Genomic DNA, 17,564 nt, shown 5'->3' with positions numbered 1-17,564 from the left:
ATGACCAGCCCGGCACCGTGCCGGCCGCCTGACCGGCCCCACACAGTGAGGCGGTGGGGTGTGTCCAGTTAACGGCTCTGTCTCTCTTTCGGTGGTGACGGAGCGTCAGGCCAAGAGGATGCGGTGGCGGAGCAACATGAAGCCGGCCCGGCCATGCATCTGGCGCATGATCCGCTTGGTCTTCGTGTTGACGCCTTCGGTGCCGCCGTTATGGAACGGCAAGGTGACGGCCGCTCGCACCGCATCGCGGTCCTGGCCAAGGCCGCGGATGAAGGCGCGCAGGTGAGGAAGATCGCAGGTGAGGGCAGTGGCGATCCACGCATCGAGACGCTCGGCGTTGCCGTCATTCGGCCGCAGCAGGTCGGCGAAACCGCGGACGAGCCCGGCCAGGTCGATCATCTCCGGGCAAGCGGCGATGAGGTCATCCAGCACGCGACGGTGCTCGTCTGTCAGGTTGCCGGGCCGGGTGAGCAGGAGCCGGGCAAGGCGGCGGGGTGAGATGGGCAGGCGGTCGGCCTCGACCCGGCCCTGGGTGATGTAACGGTAGAGAAGGTTGAAGCTGCCCGGGTAGCCCAGGGCCTTGATCTCGTTGAACAGGTGCAGGACGGGGACGGCGGGGTCGTCGGATCGGCGGCGCCGCAGGTGATCGCGGTAGGGTCGACCAGAGTGGGCCGATATTGCGGGGCGCGTTGCAGGCGTTCGGGTTCACCCACGCGGGCGTAGCGTTTGACGGTGTTGAGGGACACGTTGAGGCGGCGGGCGCATTCCAGCAGTCCGACGCCCTTGCCGAGCAGGTCATGGACCTGATGCCAGCGCTCACGGGTGGTCTGCACGCGCTTGCCGTCCTGCAGGGGCGGTCCGGCCTTGGCCCAGCAGGCACTGTGTCCGGCCACTTCTTTCCCGACGGCCTCGCCGAGGTTGTGCCACAGGGTACTGGTGGGCCGCTGACGAGGTGCCTGCTGAGCAGGTCCTCCTTCAGCGACCCCCAGCCCGAACGACGCATGCGACTTATCACCGCACGTCGCTCTCCAGTGACTACTCCGTGAGTGCTGGGACAGGGTTCTTCCTGAGTTGGCTAAATTTAGTGCGCACCTTCGGGGCTGCGGATCTGCTTGAGGGCGTCGCGTAGGTCGGCGGGCAGAGGGTCGGCGGCGGTCAGGACGTGGTTGCCGGCTTGGATACGGACGGTGCGGTAGCGGCGGGCGGTGCGGACGAACTTCTTGATCGACCATCCGGTCCGTGCTTCGATCCACCGCCCGACCGCCAGGGCGGCGAACACGATCGTCAGGTGCGCGTCGATGGACTCGCGTTTATGGTGGTAGATCGGCCGGGCTTTGAGGTCGTGCTTGCTCATCCGGAAGGACTTTTCGATCTCAAACAGCCGGTGGTAGGAGCTGATGACGAACTCGGCGGTGATGGGCGTCCCGTCCGGGCAGGCGGCAAGGTTGGTGATGTAGCCCTTGAGCCCGGCCAGCGCCTTGGCCTTGTCCACCAGTTCGGTGTTGACGCTCTTGGTAGCGCCGGACAGCCTGATGAACCGGTCGCGCTTGACCGGCGCCTGCCCGTCGACGGCGCGCTGGGCCTTGGCGACCTGCTCATCGATACCGCGCAGGGTGCGCCGGGCCCGATCAGCCCGGTACTGGTAGTAGATCATCTGGTCGCGGCGGGGCCGGCTCGATCCCGACGGCCAGGGCTGGATGAAGATGTGCCCGTCGGGGATCGGGGTGCCGGGGTGCTCGCGCCGCCACTGCTTGATCGCATACGGCACCTCGGGGATCTTCATGCCGAGGATGAACGACAGCCCGGCGGCTTCGATGGCCTGCTTGTTCGCCTCGGAGATCATCCCGGCGTCGGCCACGATCGTGACGTCCGGCAGGTTGTGGGCCGCCATGAACCCTTCGATCACCGGGAGCATGGTGTGCGTTTCGGCCTTGTTGCCCTCGAAGGCGGTCACCATGAGCGGGAACCCCGAGGAGTCGGTGAGCAGCCCGATCGTGATCTGCGGGTCCAGGCGGCGTTCCTTGGAAAAGCCCGGCTCGCGGAACCCGTCGCCGGAGTCGGTCTCGACGTACAAGGTCGACACGTCATACAGGACCAGGCTGGCCGGCCCGAGGCGGGTGTGGGCCGCGCACGCACCGGCCAGGGCCTGCCGCCGCTGCGGCGTGGCGTAGTCCGGTAGGCGGCGTTTCACTGTGGCATACGACACCGCGTCGATCCCGGCCTCGGCGAGCACGCGCAGGCTGTCGTGTTTGCTGGTCGGTTCGATCACCCGCGCGAGCACCAGCTGCCGGAACACCTCATCGCCCCCGGCCGCGGCAGCAAATCCCAGCGCCTGGTAGGCGCGCGACAGCGCGTCCCACAGGTGTTCCATCCGGGAGCTGACGATCTCCAGCGGCCCGCCCGCCGCCGGCCCGTCGTCCAGCCCCAGGTCCAGCTCTTACTGACCGGCGGCCAGTCGCTGACGCGCCACCGCCTTGAGCGTCTCCAGCTCGGCGTCGTCGTGCGCCGACCCGATGTGCTCGATCTCCCGTGACCCGCGTCGGGAGGAGTAGACGATCTGCACCGCCCGGGCGCCTGAGGCTGTCTTCACCGTCCGCACGTACGGAGACACGGCCACCAGGGTAGAGACGTGATCGATTTAGTGCGCACTTTTCGCCGTTCCCGACGGGAAACCGCGAGGTCAGCGCCTTGCACTCAACGACGATCTTGCACCGTGAGCCAAGTCAGGTCAAACAACCGCTTCGGACGGAGTCCCAAAAACGCTCAACCGTATCGCCCAAGCCAGCAGATCTCGTCCAATCAAGATCTCCAGTGATGTGCACGACCGCCCGCTTGCCATGGGCGCCATGGTCTACCTCGTAAGCAACGCCCTCCGGAGGCACCTGATCATCGCCTCTCCCTGCGAAGCACCGCCGCTACACCGCCTGACGACCCAGAGACAGAAGTACGGCAACAAGCGGCCCTCGAGGTGCCCATCTCCGTAAATTTATTTTTACCCAGACCTCGCCACATCATGCCTCCGGCGGGGGCCTCTGGCTCCAGGGTGATCGCCCGCGCATAAGCGGGGACCGTAGGTGGTTGCGGAGCTGATCTTCCCGCCGCTGTCATCCCAGGACAAGCCGAGCGGGCCAGGGGGAACAACGATCCTGCGATCGCCGAGCGTTGCTCTGAGCTGCGGGCGGCGGTCAGGTCGTGCGCCGAGCTCGACGTACGCGACGAGGTCGACGGCGTATTGGCCCATTTGCTCGCAATTGATCGAGGTAAACGGTTGATCGGAGGGTAGGGAGACTACGCGGCGGGATGCTTCGCGGGGAGTATCTGATGGGCAGATCAATCCTGAGCGAGCTGCTGGAGCGCGCAGGTTCAGGGAGAGATACCGATTCTCACAAGCGGTGGCGGAATCTCGTCATGGTGCTGGCCGCCGCGGTGACAGGCAGGATGCTTGTCCGCCGACTGCTGCGACGCGTACGTGCCATTTCCGGCGACCTCGCCGACATCAACGTCAGCGACGAACACGCCCAAATCGCTCAGCAGCATGACCCGCAGGAGGTGACGCAGCTGGTCGACACCATCAACGCGAGTTTGGACATGCTGGACCGTGAGCGGCAGTTCGCCTCCAACATCGCCCACGAGATCCGCTCCCCATTGGCCGGGATACGCGTCACGGTGGAAGAAGCGACCACCCGTCCCGGCGAAGCGGACTACCCCCGCGTACTGGAGGCGGTACTACGTGGAGTCGATCGACTGGATGCGCTGACCACCGCGCTTCTTCTGATCGCCCGCTCCCGCGCCGCCCAAGCCGACTGGGAACGGATCGACCTATGCGAACTGGTCAGGCAGGAGATCGCCGACCGGAACGACCCCATCTCGATCGAAGTCATCTGCACTCCCGGTGTCGAGGTCACAGCCATGCGCACGCGGATCTGCCAGATCCTCACCAACCTGCTGGACAACGCTCAGCACCACGCCACCCACCAGGTGCAGGTCCACATCCGCCGCAGCGACGGCAACGCCCGACTGGCGGTGTCCGACGATGGCCCCGGCGTGCCGGACAAGGACAGGGAACGCATATTCGACCGGATGTACCAGCTCAAAACCACCTCCCAGCGGGGCGGGCCCGGCACCGGCCTCGGCTTGGCCATCACCCGCGACATAGCGAAAGCCCACCACGGAACCGTCTGGGTCGAACCCTCCCCGCTCGGCGGCGCCTGCTTCATCCTCCAATTGCCCATCACCGCCCCTTAAGCCATCACCGGTCTCTCACGCTCCTCAGTTGTACGCGCACGTGACCAGCGGTCACGGGCAGGCGGGGCGCCGGCCAGCGCGCGGGCACCTCGGCCAGTTCGTTCAGAGCGCGTCGTCCAGGCGGGACACCGGCGGGCAAGGTAGAGATCGCGGTCCGAGTCGCCACCAACGGCCCGATACGAGTGAGGGGTGCGGCGTCGCACCCGGCGTGAACCTGAAGGCACCCGTTAGTGACGTTGCTCCGGCGAGTGCTAAGCCTGCGATCTCTTGCACGGAATTCCGGACGCGCGATAAATGGTCCTCAAAACGCGCACCCGCGCCTGCGCGTCTCCAAAAGTCGACCACTTTTTACTTCCCGAACGGCGCCATTCCATAAAACCAGGAGGTAATGTTCAAGCACCGAGGACTTCTCGTGCGTTGGCACTCAGGTCGGCGTCGCCCGCGGCGATATATAAGACAGGCCAGGCGATCATGACACCGACGCTGCTCTCTCGTTCCACGCCGCCCAGCGCCCCTGCCGGTACAGCCCCCGTCATCGGCTCTGAGGTTCGACTACGGTTGGCTCCCGTCCTTGGCCCGCGGGGCACCGTGGACGGGGCATGGTGGCCCCATTCCCATGACGCCACGGTGGAGCTACCGAATCTCATCGCCGCCGTCGACCAGCGACTGGGCCTGACGACGCTGCGCGTCGCCGTGCACGTCGACGCATGGGACCACATCCCCCACCGTGTCCAGGCCGGCGGACGCCAGGTCAAAGTGGGCTGGTTCGACAGCGCCGATCCTCGCCTCGTCACCCTGACGTTCGCGGAGGCTGGGCCCGTCATCCTGCTTGTCGTCCCGCCGTACACCGCGGACGGTCCTGCCGGGGCCGCGCTCATGCTCGCCAGTCAGGGCACGGCCGGCCTGCTCCCAGTCGACCTCCTGACCACCGCAGCCCACCAAGCCGGCGATACAGAGGATGCGGGCGGGGAGAACGAGGGAGTGCACATCAGCACGCTGCCGGCGGACCTGCTCGACGGGTGCCGACACCGCCGATCTGGCGCCCACCTGCCAGGCCTGCCACCACAGACCCCGCCTCGTTGCCGGCCGGAGCATTCCGTCTCCATCCGCGACCCCGCGCCACTTGGCAGAGCCGACCCGTCGGTTCCGACGACCATCCGGCTGTCCGGTGAAATCGATATTTTCACCAGTCCCGACCTGCGCGAGGATCTGCTCGACGTCCTGCGTTACAGCAGAAGCCTGCTCATTCTCGACCTGTCGGGTGTGGCGGCATGCGACGCCTGCGGGCTGGGAGTCCTGGTCGGCATCCAGCGCCGTGCCAAGACGATGGGGATCACCCTCTCCCTGACCGCAGCCCGCCCGCACATGTCTCGGCTACTACATGTAACCGGCCTGGACCGCACCATCCCGATGCTGGCGTAACCGAACACGAGCCGGTGGGTCCGGAAGACGGAGGCGAGGCGTCGTCGTAGCCGCACGGGTCCTACGCGAGGGTTCAGAAGCTGCTGATCCGTGTCCTCGCGTAGGGAGCGAAGCGGGCTGCCACCACGTGCCTGAAGTTGACCACGTAGGTGAATGTGCCCGGCTCGCCCTCATGGGAGACCTGAAGGGACATGACGGCGCCCTGCTCCATCCAGCTGACGAGTCTCTCGGCTGCGGGCGTCGTGCCGTGCACGCGGAGAATCAGTTCCTTTTCCTTGCCAACACTCAGCAAGTAGAGCAGCCCGGTGGGAGCGTCCATGGTCATACGCTGCTCCTCATCGTAAGGATCGACCGGGTCCACGTGGGTATCCCCGCAAAGCCCCCCGCGTAGCATGCGCGTCGCCGCTTCGGGGGCTCCGCGAACCTCTTCCCGTAGCCGTGCCGTCACGGGCCCTGCCGCCTACCAGTCCGTTACCGGTCCTGGATCGCTTGCTGTGCCCTTCGTGGCTCCGGCCTGCGGGTGCCGACGCGGGCACCGGGTACACGTCCGTACGGATGGCCGATCGTGGCCCGGGCCCCTTGATGGTTGCCGCTCCCTTGGAAGGCTCTGTCTGTGATCCTTAAGCGTGCGTCCGCACCCCCTGTGGCACTCCTGCGCAGGCTGGCGACAGCCGCGCACTGGCTGACGTCGCCGCTGCTTCCCGAGGACTACTTCGGGTTGATCAATCCGCTCTGGGCGGCAGGGGAGTTGTGCGGCCGGGTCGAGGCGGTTCATGCGGAAACCGCCGATGCGGTGTCCCTGGTGATCCGCCCGGGGCGGGGCTGGGTCACGCACCGTCCCGGCCAGTGGGTGCGGATCGGCGTCGATATCGGAGGGCGGCGACACTGGCGCACCTTTTCCCTGTCGTCGCCCCCAGGCAGGTCCGGTGGTTGCGTCACCGTCACGGTCAAGGCCGTGCGCGGCGGGCTCGTCTCCGACCACCTCGTGCGGAGCACAGCGCCCGGGGCGGTGCTCAGGCTGGGCCGGCCCGAGGGGACGTTCGTCCTCCCGGAGCCACTGCCCCCGCGCCTGCTGTTCGTGACCGCTGGGAGCGGAATCACCCCCGTGATGGCCATGCTGGACAGCCTGCTGGACGGCTTGGCCGTGACGGGACCGGACATCATGCTGGTCCATTCGGCGCCGTCACCCGGCGATGTCATCTTCGGCGAGCGGCTCCGGAACCTGGCCGCACGGTGCCCGCGGCTGCACCTGCACGAACGGCACACGCGCTCTGAGGGGCGGCTGCGGCCCGCACATCTGGCCCGGCTCTGCCCGGACTGGACCGAGCGGTCCGTCTGGGCGTGCGGGCCGCCGGCGATGCTCGACGACATCGCGGCGCACTGGACCGGGCCCGCGGACGGGCTCCATGTCGAGCGCTTCAGTCTGGTGCCCGCGGCGGCAGCGGGTTCGAAGGGACGCGTCCGCTTCACCAGGAGCGGCCGAGAAGCCGAGGCCGACGGCGAGACGCCGTTGCTGGCCGTCGGCGAGAGCGCGGGAGTGCTCATGCCGAGCGGCTGCCGCATGGGCATCTGCCACGGATGCGTCGCCCGCCTTCGTACCGGCCAGGTACGTGACGTACGGACCGGCCAGATACACGGAGACGCGGGAGACATGATCCAGACCTGCGTGTCGGTGGCGGCCGGCCCAGTCGAGATCGAGCTGTGAAAGGAACACGCATGCCTGCCACATTCCATCCGGCGTCTGTCGACACCGAAGGGTTCGGCCGCGAGCTGGACAAGATCCGCGACGAGGTGCTCGCGAGCCTCGGCGAGCGGGACGCGGCCTACATCCGGGATCTCATCGCAGTCCAGCGCAAGCTGGAGCTGGGCGGCAGGGCACTGCTGTTCGCCTCCTGGTTGCCCCCCGCCTGGGCCGCCGGCACGGCGGCACTGGCCGTCGCGAAGATCCTGGAGAACATGGAGATCGGGCACAACGTCCTGCACGGCCAGTGGGACTGGATGCGCGACCCGAAGATCCATTCGACCACCTGGGAATGGGACACCGCCTCCCCCGCCGACCAGTGGAAACACTCCCACAACTTCGTCCACCACACCTGGACCAACGTGCTCGGCAAGGATCGCGACATCGGCTATTCGGTGGTGCGGATCAGCCCGGAGCAACGATGGCATCCGATTTACCTCGCCCAGCCGTTCTACAACGCGCTGCTGGCACTCTTCTTCGAGTACGGCATCGCCATCTACGATCTCGAACTGGAGCGGATCCCGTCGGGACGAAAGGATCCGAAGGACGCGCTGGCCCAGCTCCGCGCGGTGATATCGAAGATACGGCGCCAGATCGCCAAGGACTACATCGCCTTCCCGCTGCTCGCCGGTCCGGCCTTCCTGCCCGTCCTGCTCGGCAACCTGACCGCGAACATGGCACGCAACGTCTGGGCGCACACCATCATCTTCTGCGGCCATTTCCCCGAGGGCGCGGAGGTCTTCACCGAGGACCGGCTCGAAAACGAGACCCGCGGCCAGTGGTACGTCCGCCAGCTACTCGGCTCGTGCAACATCGACGGCGGACACCTCCTCCACATCATGAGCGGCAACCTCAGCCACCAGATCGAGCACCACCTGTTCCCCGACCTGCCCAGCAACCGATACGCCGAGATCGCCCCACGCGTACGCGCCCTGTGCGAGCGGTTCGGCCTCCCCTACACATCCGGCTCACTGGCCCGGCAGGCCGGCTCGGTCTGGAAGCGTGTCCTGCGGATGGCCCTACCGGGGCCGGGCCGGCCATCGGCGGCCGAACCGCCGGCGAGCACGCTCAAGGCCGCGGCATGAGCCCGAGCGGATCCACCTGCCGCGACGAGGCCGTCGGTGTAGAGCACGAGGGTGCTCCCAGGCGGCATCGGCTCGACGGCGTCGCGCCTGGTCGATTCGATACCCAGACGGAGCCCGAGCAGCAGATCCTGCCCTTGTTCCAGATAGCGGGCATGCCCGTCAGGGGTGACCAGCAGGGGCGGATGCCCGGCGTTGCTCCAAGGCAACTGCCAGGGACTACCTCGGAGCCCTCCGCACGCGCGAAGATCATCGTGGCCATGGGCACGTCCGTGACGGCCGACATCGCCTGGTCCACCCGGTTGACGACCATGTTCGCGAGGTCCAGCAACAGAGCCGGAGGACGGCGCCTCGCCTCGATCATCTCGCCGATGGTCTGCCGTGCGAGCGGATTGAAAACGACGGTCTCCGTCGACTGTGTCTCCGACAACGGAGGCAGGTGAGGGCTGCGTCGAAATCCCGCTGCCGCATGTGCCCTCGCGCCAGGTCCAGCAGATGCTGGGTCCGCCGATTCGTCGAGGGGATGGCGGAGACGGTGATGGCCTTGGCCTGGTCGATCGCCGCGCTGGACCGCCCTGTCTCCACCTCTATCGCGACGCCGTAGATGGCGACGTTGGCCTGGCCGAACATCGTCAGAGGGTTGTGGTGAGCAGGGCCGAGAGCGGAGGCGGCCCTGTGAGCGAGGTCTCAGTGCCGCCAGGCGTCGGCACCGCGGTGGTTCTTCGCGCAGGCGATGGCGGCGAACAGGTGCAAGGAGCCCCACGCCGACAGCACGGCCTGCGAGGAGCTCGACCTCGGTTCCAGGTAAGTCGCCGCGGTCGACGCCACTTCGAAGGCCTCGTCAGTCTGTCCGCGCCCGAGTGCGGCCATGGTGGAGGTCCAGGCGGAGATCGCGATCAGTTGCGGATCGTCGGTTTCCTCGGCGGCGACCATCGCACGGTCGGCTGCGCGGGCCGCCAGCTCGGCTTCCCCGACGCAGTAGAGGAAACGCTGCGCGAGCTGGAAGGTCTCGGCGAGAAGCGCCCACGTGCTGCGCCGCATGCTGGGCGCGGCTGCTCGGTGCAGGTTCAACGCGTCTTGTAGCAGGCCGGGCGCCACCGCGCCCAGAGCGGTGTACGGCCGTGCCGACCCGTGCCAGGCCGACCAGGCGACGGCCAGCCGGCGCTTCAGCTTCTCGCTCTCGGCAGGCAGGTCGTCCACGGGCTGCGGCGGATAGATCGGCGTGGACAGCACTTGGCAAATCGCGGGAACGGCCTCGTGCCGGATCCTGCCGCCCTCGGTGACGGTGCACGTCATGCCCTGAAGCCGGTCTTCGACGATGAGACCGAGATCGCGTACACCGAGCACGTTCGCCAGAGCGACGAGCGTGGAGAGCTTGTCCAAGCGCTGCTCACCGCGCTCGACCTGGCGGAGCCACTCCTCGGTTCGTCCGCACAACTCTGCGCAGGCGCGCAGTCCGAGGCCTCGACGCAACCGGAGCGCTCGGACGCGCCTGCCGATGCGCCGGTCCAGCTGCCCACTTTCCACGTGCTCAGTCGCCATGGCACGACCTCACGTTGGGGACGTAGTGTTCGCCTCGACCACGGTAACCGTGTCCGTGGGTCAGCGGATAGTAACCGATGGTGATCGCAGAGGAATGGAGAACGGCGGGACATGGCAGAAGGCAAGCCGGTTCTGTATGTGATCGCGTGCGGAGGTCGGCCGGCGGGCGACCTCCCCTCTTTCGTCCAGCGTTTACAGGCGGACGGCTGGACGGTCTGCGTCATCGCAACGCCGTCAGCGACGAAGTTCGTCGACGCCGAGCGGCTCGGCAAGCTCACCGGCTATCCAGTACGGCACGACTACAAGCGGCCGGAGGAACCGGACGTCCTGCCGGCGGCCGACGCCATGGCAGTCGTCCCGGCGACCTTCAACACCACCAACAAGTGGGCCCAGGGCATCAGCGACACCTTGGCACTGGGCCTGCTGAACGAAGCCCTCGGACTCGGCCTCACCGCCCCATCCTCGCGCCTCTCATCCAAACTGCTCGACCCCGTCAGTCAGTCAACTCCGTGGCTCGACACCCGGATCGCCTCTACAGAAGGGACACCGACACGATGATGCAACCCGGCGACTACGGCGCGCCCGGGTCGCTGCAACGAGTCCTGAGCGACGTGGCAGCGGAACGAGTCGCCCAGGACGCGATGTGGGGCCTGCAGGAACATCCCGACGGCACCGGGCCCGCGTACGCGCCCGAGGCCGACCTCGCCAAACAGGCCGTCACCGACGCTGCGGCCGAAGGCCTACTGACCTGGCGACACATCCTGTACGAGGAGGTCCTCGAAGCCTTCGCCGAGGACGACACCGACCGCCTGCGCACTGAGCTGATCCAGGTCGCAGCGGTCGCGGTCAAGTGGGTCCAGGACTTCGACAGACGCCGATCATGCGGCGGGCCTCAAATGTCACCGGCCGAGAAGGTCACGTCGCCGTGGCCGGACACCGCAGAGCCGGGCACCAGGGCGACTCCATGATGCGATAGAGCGATACCACGAGCTTTGCCGCGGCCAGCCATATTTGAGGTTCGCTACAAAACAGAGAGCAATCCGGCTATCCTCACCACGTCCAACTCACCCGGGTTTCATCAAACCGGGCGCGGTTCAGTCAAACAGCGGGACCGAGAGTGCCCACCATTGGGGTTCTCCAACGCAGCCCGTGCGATACAACTACAGCCAGACGGAGCTTGGAGATGACCTCGCTTGAGGCTACGCCTGCGGCGGCAACCCAGCCAGCCACACTGACTTCTATGCTCGCGATGGCGCCAGGGCCCATTGGTTCTGTAGTCGAATACCTCGTCCGGTCACCGACAGGAACTGATGGTCGTTGGCCGGGCAACTGGACCGGTGAAGCCGAGGTCGACCATAATCCTGCTCCCTACTGGCTGCGTGTTGCTGAGCGGTCAACAGGACATCGCCGCGGATCAGCCCAACGTTCCGGCGTTCACCGGTCCCGGCGAGTACCACACGGGCGGGCCTTTCGGCTTCTTGCACCTCTCAGCGACCGGTAGCGCAGAGATCCGGGATCCGAGCACGCTGGGCGGCAATCTGAAGTTACGCGAAACGAGCGAGGGCGGTCTGCTTGGCGAGACGGTTGATCGCGTTCCGAGCGCCAGGAACATCAAGCCGCCGGGCAGCGAAAGATCGCGCCAAGAGTTCCTCACCGATCAATTCGTCGTACTTGTCGATTCTCTTGTCGGAGATCAGCCGAGCCAGCTCGGTCGCTGCTGGCAGCTCGGATTCGCCCAGTTCTCTCAGCAGGTCGGCGGTGGTCTGTGGCAATGCTCCGGACAGTGCCAGTGCCAGCCCCTGTCGTTCCACAGGGACTCCCCTGGTATGCAGGGTGAGTGCGATCGTCGTCATGATCGCGTCACCGCAGAACGGGAAGAGCAGGGTGTCGTTCCCGTAGCCCACGATCGGCTGGGTTTCCAGGCCGAAGCGGCGGTAGGCGGTGCGGCCCTGCTCCAAGAGGCGCTGGGCGGTCGCATCCAGATAGATCGGAACAACGCTGTCCTCGTAAATGCGCCGCATCTCGGTCCTGATGCGGTCGTGTACCTCCGGGCCGGCCCCAGTGAAGCGCGGCGGGCGTCCGCCCGACGCTCGCGCGACCTCGATGACCTTCGCCCGCGTGTCGACGGCGAGGACTCGCCAGCGCCGGCCTGCGAAAATCAGCAGAGCGCCCTCGGGGAGTGACTGTTCGATCGGCAGGCTTCCGAGAGTCCGTCCCCCATGCACGATGCGGTATTCGGTGGGCGCCGCGAAGGCGGCGTAGAAGGTGTAATGGTTGACGAGCTTCTCCCCCGCGTCACCATGCAGAAGGAGGCCATCGGTCTCCTGCCGGATGATCGTCGCGTCGCCGAGGTCGCGCAGCAGGGCGGCGAAGGTCGCCGCGTCGACCAGCCGAAACGGCCCCTGGACGCAGAGCGTGCGGTAGGCGTCGTTCGGGGTGATGCCGCCGTGCTGAGCGATCAGCGAGAGAGTCTGCTGCACCAGGGTGGACAGATGCAGCGCCGTTCCATGCGGCGGTTCGTACCAGCGCTGCAGCAGAAGATCGATCGTCGCGATGGTCTGCACGAGCTGCGCGCGAAGTTCCTCGGCTGGGTGCAGCGTCGGTGACAGCTCAGGCTCGCGGATGTAGACCCGAAGGATCGCCGGCCCTCCGCGTCGCCCGGAGCGGCCGAGGCGCTGACGCAGGGCGGCAACCCCGGGAGGCGCTCCCACCTGGGCGACCGACGAGACCGATCCGATGTCGATGCCCATCTCCAGGGTGGAGGTGCAGACGGCGGTGACCGGCCGGGCCCGGTCCTTGAGGCGGGACTCGGCATGCTCGCGGATGTCCTTGGAGAGGTTCCCGTGGTGCGGGACGAACTCGTTCGGCACGCCCGCCTGGTCACACCGGCGAGCGAGCAGGTCGGTGAACTCCTCCACGGCAGCCCGGGAATTCGCGAAGATCAGGTTGTGGGAGCCGCGCAGCGTCGTGAGCAGGTGATCGGCGATGGCGGACCGGTCCCCTGAGTCCTCCTCGCCCGTCTGTTGCTCCGCGTCCTCATCGGCGGTTCTGTCCAGGGCAGAAAGGTCGGGCTGCGTTTCGACGTAGCCGCGCACCTGCAACTGGAGCTCTTGACCGTCGGCGTCCGACACGATCACGGTGACCTTGTCCGCGCTGCCGGGCCGGAGGAAATCCGCCGCCGCGCGCATGTCTCCGAGTGTGGCCGACAGTCCGATCCGCGGAACGCGGCGACGGGCGGCCTGGTCGAGCCGGTGCATGAGGGATTGCAGCTGTGCCCCACGCTCCGTTCCCATGAACGAGTGCATCTCGTCGATGACGACGTAGCGCAGGGCAGCGGCCAGGTCGCGCATCTTCCACCCGCGCAGGACGAACATCGCCTCCAGCGATTCGGGGGTGATCAGGAGGATGCCCCGCGGCCGCTCGATGAGCTTGCTTTTGCCACTGGCACCGACGTCGCCGTGCCATCGGGCCACCGGGATGTCCAGGTGTTCACACAGCTCGTCGAGCCTGCCGTACTGGTCGTTGATCAACGCTTTGAGCGGGCTGATGTATATCGCGGCGAACCCACCGGTCTGCGGCGGATCTGCGGTCAGCGCCGAGCAGATGGGCAGGAACGCGGCCTCGGTCTTCCCCGAGGCGGTTGCCGCGGCGATGAGCACGTCTGTCTCACCCGCGAGCACGGGAGCGGCCGCCGCCTCCTGGGCCGGGCGAAGCTCGGGCCAGTCCTGCTGCCAAATCCACCGTTGCACCTTGGGGTGGAGCAGCTGGAATGCACTAGAGCCGGAAGGAGGCGAGGTCGTCGTCACCGAAAGCTCCTGGCTGGGTCACCGATGTCGGCTGGGCAGGATCCTCGCCTTCTTCGAGCGGAGCCAGATCGGGGTTGCTCTCCTGGTCCAGCTCGACCGAGGGGAGAATCCGCCGCCAGTCCGCTCCGGGATTCTGCTCCAGTACGGCCAGCAGGTCGCAGAAGGCTTTGATCGTCGTTCGTGGCGTGCGGAAGTAGGCGTCACCGACGCGGCTGGAGCAGTGGTGCATGAACGCCGGCAGCGCGTCGTCGGCGACAAGATAGCGGGACGGGTCGCCGAAGGCGTAGACGTGCCGGATCTTCGTGAGTAGGACGTAGAGGTCCTCCGGGGTCAAGGCGGTAAGACGGAGCACCGGCCCGGAGTAGTCCACCAGCCCGTCCCTGGCGAAGGAGTTCTCCGCCAGCCGCGACTGCAGTGCGGCATAGCTGTAGAGCCCGCGACGGGAATCGGTGAGGAACTCCGGGGTGCCGCCGAACACGAAGCCCAGGTGCGCGGCCGTGCCCTGCAGTGTGTCGTTGAAGATACGCAGGATCTGCTCGTAGTTGGCGTTGCGGGCCTGCGTGGAGGCCAGCTTGTAGAGGTTGACCATCTCATCCAGGCACACCAGCATGCCGTCGTATCCAGCCAGGCGAACGAACCGGCTCATCAGCTTGAGGTGGTCGTGGAAGGTCGCGTCATCGATGATCGTCCGGACGCCGAGCGCGGACCTGGCCTCGGTCTTGGTGGAGTATTCGGCGCGCAGCCAGCGCACCGCGGCGGCCTTCAGTTGCTCGTCACCGGTGTCGTGCCCGCGCCAGTAGGCGCCGACAACCTCGGCGAAGTCGTACCCCCCGGTCATCTCGGCCAGGTGGGCCAGGCGCGTACGGATGACCTGCCCGGGGTTGACACCGGTCTGCTGGGCCTCGGCCAGTGCGGTCGAGACGAACCTCTCGACGACCGCCGAAAGCGCCCCGCCGTCGGGCTTGGCTCGGGTGGCCATGTTGCGCATCAGTTCGGCATAGAGACTGCGCGCCTGGCCCCCGGTGGAGTGCAGGCGGCGGTCGGGGTTGAGATCGGCGTGAACGGTGACCAGTTTCTTCTCCAGCGCGATGGATCGCACCAGGTGCAGGAAGAAGGTCTTGCCCGCGCCGAAGTCACCGATGACGAAACGCACGGCCGAACCACCACCGGCGATTCGATCGATGTCGGTCACCAGCGCCTGGACCTCGGGGGCCCGGCCCACCTGCACATGCGGCTGGCCGACCCGAGGGACTACGCCCGCCCGCAGCGACTGGAGGAGGGCATCACGCTCGCGGGGGCGAATCGGGATCGTCGTGGTCACGTCAGCATCTCTCCCAGCAGGTGTCGATTGACCCAGATCGGGTCGTCTCCCTCGAGTAACGGCTCACCGCCCACCTCGTAGGCGGCTTCGTTGATTCGATCGAGTGCTCCATCGGGGAGCAGGTTCCATTTCGCCGCGAGGTCCTCGAACTCCCCCCGAGACAACTGCTCCATATCAGGGAGGCCGCGTATGAGGCCGGAATGCGGGCCGTCCAGTCCGACGATCGGATCGGCAGCCGGAGGCGGCGAGGGCATTTGCGCCGGCTCCTCTTCAGTGAAGATCGAGCCCAGCAACGCCCCCACCCTGGCTGTCTCCTCAAGCTTGGCGGCAATGGCACCGTGATCGAGGTGCACGGCGGCCGGGGCAGTTCGAACGTCGACAGGGCGGGGAATCGCAAAGCCCAGTTCCGGCTCGGCCTGGCGGACGACCACCGGACCGGCCGCTGGAGTGGCGTGTGCGTTGGGCAGCAGGACGGCCTTCACCATGGCGGGGTCGAGTCCGAGCAGACGGTAGATACGGCTGAGGGTCTTGACCTCTTCGGGAGAGATGTGGCCGTCGGCGGCGGCCACCCCGGTGAGGAACTCCGCCACGTAAGCCCGCTGTTTCTCGTCGATTTCCGCCAGGCGCCGGGTCAGGCCAGTGAGCTTGACCTCACTGGCGATGAGCCAGCGCAGGTGCGCGTGCAGGCGCCGGCGTTCGTCCTGCGTCAGGTGCAGGGCCCGTTCGAGATGATCGCTCAGATGACGCTGCTCCGCCTCCGAGGTCTCCCCGTCGGCGGCGCTCACAGCCGCCGCCAGATGGAGCAGGATCGTCGCGGCGCGGTAGGCGTCTGAGGACGCCGCGGTGGGTACGCCCGGAGCGGCAAAAAGCACCATGGGACCGCTCGACAGGACCGGCCCGCCCAGCCGCGGATCAGGCTCGACTCCGATCCCCACGCTGCCCAGCAGTTGTGCCAAAGCGACGACGTCTTTCTTCGCCGGCTTGGCCGTAGGCGCGCCCAGCAGTGCGGCGAACTCCTCCGCCGGCACGAGAGCGGTCTCCTGCGCGCCGAGACGGTCCCGCGCCCACGTCACGGCACGGCCCGCGCCTCCCGACCCGAGGTCCAGCAACTCCCGCGGAAGCAGCGCTTGCGCCTGCACGCTCGCCTGCCGGTCCGGGAAGCGCCCGACGAAACGACTGTAGGCGTCCAAGTCGGTGGTGCACTCGTCAGCCAACGCCACGAGCTTGCGTGTCGGCGCGGCCAGCGTCAGCACGTCCGGAAGACCGTGGAGTGTCAGCCGGGGGTAGCCACCGAAGCCCGCACTGGCGGGCCGGTAATCCAGGGAGACTTCCTTACGCCCGGGCCGGACCACCAGCCCCGCGCGATGACGCGCGGCGTACCGCGACAGAAACAGCGCATCGAAGTGAGCGGCGCAGCGCGTCGCCGGAGTACGCGGATGGTACTCGGGGTGAGAGCGGATCCAGGCCAACGCCCACTCGGCCGGGACTGGGCGTCCCTCCTCGGCGAACTCCCCCAATCCCACCCTCAGCCGGAGCGGCGTCACCTCGCGAGAAGGCTCAGGGGGATGCCCGGCGCTGGGCCGCGTGTCCTGGCCCGCCAGGATCAGCAGGTCGAGGACTTGGTCGAACTCACCGGCATAGCTTCGAAAGGAAGAGTTCTCGCCGTAGATCCTGAGAAGCCGGCGGACCTCGGCCTGGATGATCGACAACTCGTGCCCGCCGGTGGAACGATCCAGGCGTAGGTCGTGCAGAGCCCGCCGTTCCAGGCCATAGAAGTACAGGAACACATAGCCGATGGGCACATGCGGGTAGCGCCGTCCGTCAGCGAGCCAGGACAGATAGGCGGCACGCGAATCCGGCGGAATCGACGCATAGGACGGCCAGTAGCGCAGGCCCTGTCCCGTCCAATCCGGACGGCGCAGGTCGACGGGCAGTCGCGGGTCGATCAACGCCGGTTCGACCGTCTGTCCCGACGCTGACGCTAGACCGGCGCCCACATACAGCAGGCCGCCGACGATGTTCAGCCCCGCGACGCCGACCCCGACGCCTGGCGGCAGCCAAGGTCCCACGGGAGGCGGCGGAGGCGGGGGCGACTGCTGCTGCGGATATCCCGTTCCTGCAGGGACTACCGCATGGCGGGGAGCTGCAGCCTGCCTACCGTCGTGCCCGGACGGGTGATGCGCCTCGGCCGCTCGACGCCGGCCCGGCTCACTCCGAAAACGGTCGAAGAATCCCACGCATTCACCTCTTCCGATCACACGCACGATCAGTAGACCGAGAAGCCGTGTGGATGCGATCAAGAAGCACCAGTGAACACTAGCCCCGAACGCCTTTGCCCCACCGTTCGAGCAATCACCTCGTTATCAACTTGAACCACAATTACGGACAGGACCAAAAACACGATA

At 67.1% G+C, this 17,564-nt stretch carries 12 protein-coding genes and 3 pseudogenes; 7 read left to right on the top strand and 8 right to left on the bottom strand.

Annotated elements, in window-relative coordinates:
* Positions 1 to 105: 105 nt before the first annotated feature.
* Positions 106 to 929, bottom strand: a pseudogene (locus ACQPZZ_RS16300) (transposase); the annotation flags it as partial.
* A 152-nt stretch (positions 930 to 1,081) separates the two neighbouring features.
* Positions 1,082 to 2,611: pseudogene (locus tag ACQPZZ_RS16295) on the bottom strand (IS1634 family transposase).
* A 710-nt stretch (positions 2,612 to 3,321) separates the two neighbouring features.
* Here ACQPZZ_RS16295 and ACQPZZ_RS16290 point away from each other — a divergent pair.
* Positions 3,322 to 4,245: a sensor histidine kinase gene (locus ACQPZZ_RS16290; RefSeq protein WP_432932914.1), complete on the top strand. Its 924-nt coding sequence runs from the start codon at positions 3,322 to 3,324 to the stop codon at positions 4,243 to 4,245.
* A gap of 294 nt (positions 4,246 to 4,539) precedes the next feature.
* Positions 4,540 to 5,667 (top strand): DUF5994 family protein, encoded by a 1,128-nt coding sequence (locus ACQPZZ_RS16285; RefSeq protein ID WP_432932912.1) that lies wholly within the window; start codon positions 4,540 to 4,542, stop codon positions 5,665 to 5,667.
* A 73-nt stretch (positions 5,668 to 5,740) separates the two neighbouring features.
* Here ACQPZZ_RS16285 and ACQPZZ_RS16280 read toward each other — a convergent pair whose 3' ends face one another.
* Positions 5,741 to 6,028 carry a hypothetical protein gene (locus ACQPZZ_RS16280; protein ID WP_432932910.1) on the bottom strand — a complete coding sequence of 96 codons (288 nt, stop codon included), beginning with the start codon at positions 6,026 to 6,028 and terminating at the stop codon, positions 5,741 to 5,743.
* Positions 6,029 to 6,280: 252 nt separating this feature from the next.
* Between ACQPZZ_RS16280 and ACQPZZ_RS16275 the strand changes: the two genes are divergently transcribed.
* Together ACQPZZ_RS16275 and ACQPZZ_RS16270 are read left to right on the top strand one after the other, a co-directional pair.
* A complete protein-coding gene (locus tag ACQPZZ_RS16275) occupies positions 6,281 to 7,372 on the top strand; it encodes a ferredoxin reductase (protein ID WP_432932908.1) in 1,092 nt (363 codons plus the stop codon).
* Positions 7,373 to 7,383: 11 nt separating this feature from the next.
* Positions 7,384 to 8,493 carry a fatty acid desaturase family protein gene (locus ACQPZZ_RS16270; protein ID WP_432926956.1) on the top strand — a complete coding sequence of 370 codons (1,110 nt, stop codon included), beginning with the start codon at positions 7,384 to 7,386 and terminating at the stop codon, positions 8,491 to 8,493.
* Positions 8,494 to 8,510: 17 nt separating this feature from the next.
* Here ACQPZZ_RS16270 and ACQPZZ_RS16265 read toward each other — a convergent pair.
* Positions 8,511 to 8,699: pseudogene (locus tag ACQPZZ_RS16265) on the bottom strand (SpoIIE family protein phosphatase); the annotation flags it as partial.
* Between the two features lie 51 nt (positions 8,700 to 8,750).
* On the opposite strand from ACQPZZ_RS16265, the gene ACQPZZ_RS16260 reads away from it, so the two are divergent.
* Positions 8,751 to 8,933 carry a hypothetical protein gene (locus ACQPZZ_RS16260; protein ID WP_432932906.1) on the top strand — a complete coding sequence of 61 codons (183 nt, stop codon included), beginning with the start codon at positions 8,751 to 8,753 and terminating at the stop codon, positions 8,931 to 8,933.
* A gap of 244 nt (positions 8,934 to 9,177) precedes the next feature.
* Here ACQPZZ_RS16260 and ACQPZZ_RS16255 read toward each other — a convergent pair whose 3' ends face one another.
* Positions 9,178 to 10,032, bottom strand: coding sequence for a helix-turn-helix domain-containing protein (locus ACQPZZ_RS16255; RefSeq protein ID WP_432932904.1), 855 nt, complete (start codon positions 10,030 to 10,032; stop codon positions 9,178 to 9,180).
* 111 nt (positions 10,033 to 10,143) lie between these two features.
* On the opposite strand from ACQPZZ_RS16255, the gene ACQPZZ_RS16250 reads away from it, so the two are divergent.
* On the top strand, positions 10,144 to 10,590 hold the full coding sequence (locus ACQPZZ_RS16250) for a flavoprotein (protein ID WP_432932902.1): 447 nt from the start codon (positions 10,144 to 10,146) through the stop codon (positions 10,588 to 10,590).
* Complete coding sequence (locus ACQPZZ_RS16245) at positions 10,587 to 11,000, top strand: hypothetical protein (RefSeq protein ID WP_432932900.1); 414 nt, start codon at positions 10,587 to 10,589, stop codon at positions 10,998 to 11,000. Before ACQPZZ_RS16250 ends, ACQPZZ_RS16245 begins: the two co-directional genes overlap by 4 nt.
* A gap of 576 nt (positions 11,001 to 11,576) precedes the next feature.
* Here ACQPZZ_RS16245 and ACQPZZ_RS16240 read toward each other — a convergent pair.
* Genes ACQPZZ_RS16240 through ACQPZZ_RS16230 form a run of 3 tightly spaced genes read right to left on the bottom strand, consistent with a single transcriptional unit; the run spans position 11,577 to position 17,228 of the window.
* The gene (locus tag ACQPZZ_RS16240) at positions 11,577 to 13,838 is read right to left on the bottom strand and encodes a DEAD/DEAH box helicase (protein WP_432932898.1); all 2,262 of its coding nucleotides are present in this window, start codon (positions 13,836 to 13,838) and stop codon (positions 11,577 to 11,579) included.
* Positions 13,807 to 15,159 carry an ATP-binding protein gene (locus tag ACQPZZ_RS16235; RefSeq protein ID WP_432932897.1) on the bottom strand — a complete coding sequence of 451 codons (1,353 nt, stop codon included), beginning with the start codon at positions 15,157 to 15,159 and terminating at the stop codon, positions 13,807 to 13,809. The genes ACQPZZ_RS16240 and ACQPZZ_RS16235 overlap by 32 nt, the downstream gene beginning before the upstream one ends.
* A complete protein-coding gene (locus tag ACQPZZ_RS16230; RefSeq protein WP_432932895.1) occupies positions 15,156 to 17,228 on the bottom strand; it encodes a TerB N-terminal domain-containing protein in 2,073 nt (690 codons plus the stop codon). The genes ACQPZZ_RS16235 and ACQPZZ_RS16230 overlap by 4 nt, the downstream gene beginning before the upstream one ends.
* Positions 17,229 to 17,564: the final 336 nt, after the last annotated feature.

Origin of the sequence: Microbispora sp. CA-135349 (genome assembly GCF_050947365.1) — a bacterium.
Lineage (GTDB): Bacteria > Actinomycetota > Actinomycetes > Streptosporangiales > Streptosporangiaceae > Microbispora.
Note: the sequence above shows the minus strand (reverse complement) of the source record. Positions and strands in the feature narration are given on the sequence as shown.

What these genes read in the sequence shown, in the direction of transcription:
- ACQPZZ_RS16290 (WP_432932914.1), top strand. Translation starts at nt 3,322, where the DNA reads ATGGGCAGATCAATCCTGAGCGAGCTGCTGGAGCGCGCAGGTTCAGGG.
- ACQPZZ_RS16285 (WP_432932912.1), top strand. Translation starts at nt 4,540, where the DNA reads ATGGTCCTCAAAACGCGCACCCGCGCCTGCGCGTCTCCAAAAGTCGAC.
- ACQPZZ_RS16270 (WP_432926956.1), top strand. Translation starts at nt 7,384, where the DNA reads ATGCCTGCCACATTCCATCCGGCGTCTGTCGACACCGAAGGGTTCGGC.
- ACQPZZ_RS16260 (WP_432932906.1), top strand. Translation starts at nt 8,751, where the DNA reads ATGGGCACGTCCGTGACGGCCGACATCGCCTGGTCCACCCGGTTGACG.
- ACQPZZ_RS16255 (WP_432932904.1), bottom strand. Translation starts at nt 10,032, where the DNA reads ATGGCGACTGAGCACGTGGAAAGTGGGCAGCTGGACCGGCGCATCGGC.
- ACQPZZ_RS16250 (WP_432932902.1), top strand. Translation starts at nt 10,144, where the DNA reads ATGGCAGAAGGCAAGCCGGTTCTGTATGTGATCGCGTGCGGAGGTCGG.
- ACQPZZ_RS16245 (WP_432932900.1), top strand. Translation starts at nt 10,587, where the DNA reads ATGATGCAACCCGGCGACTACGGCGCGCCCGGGTCGCTGCAACGAGTC.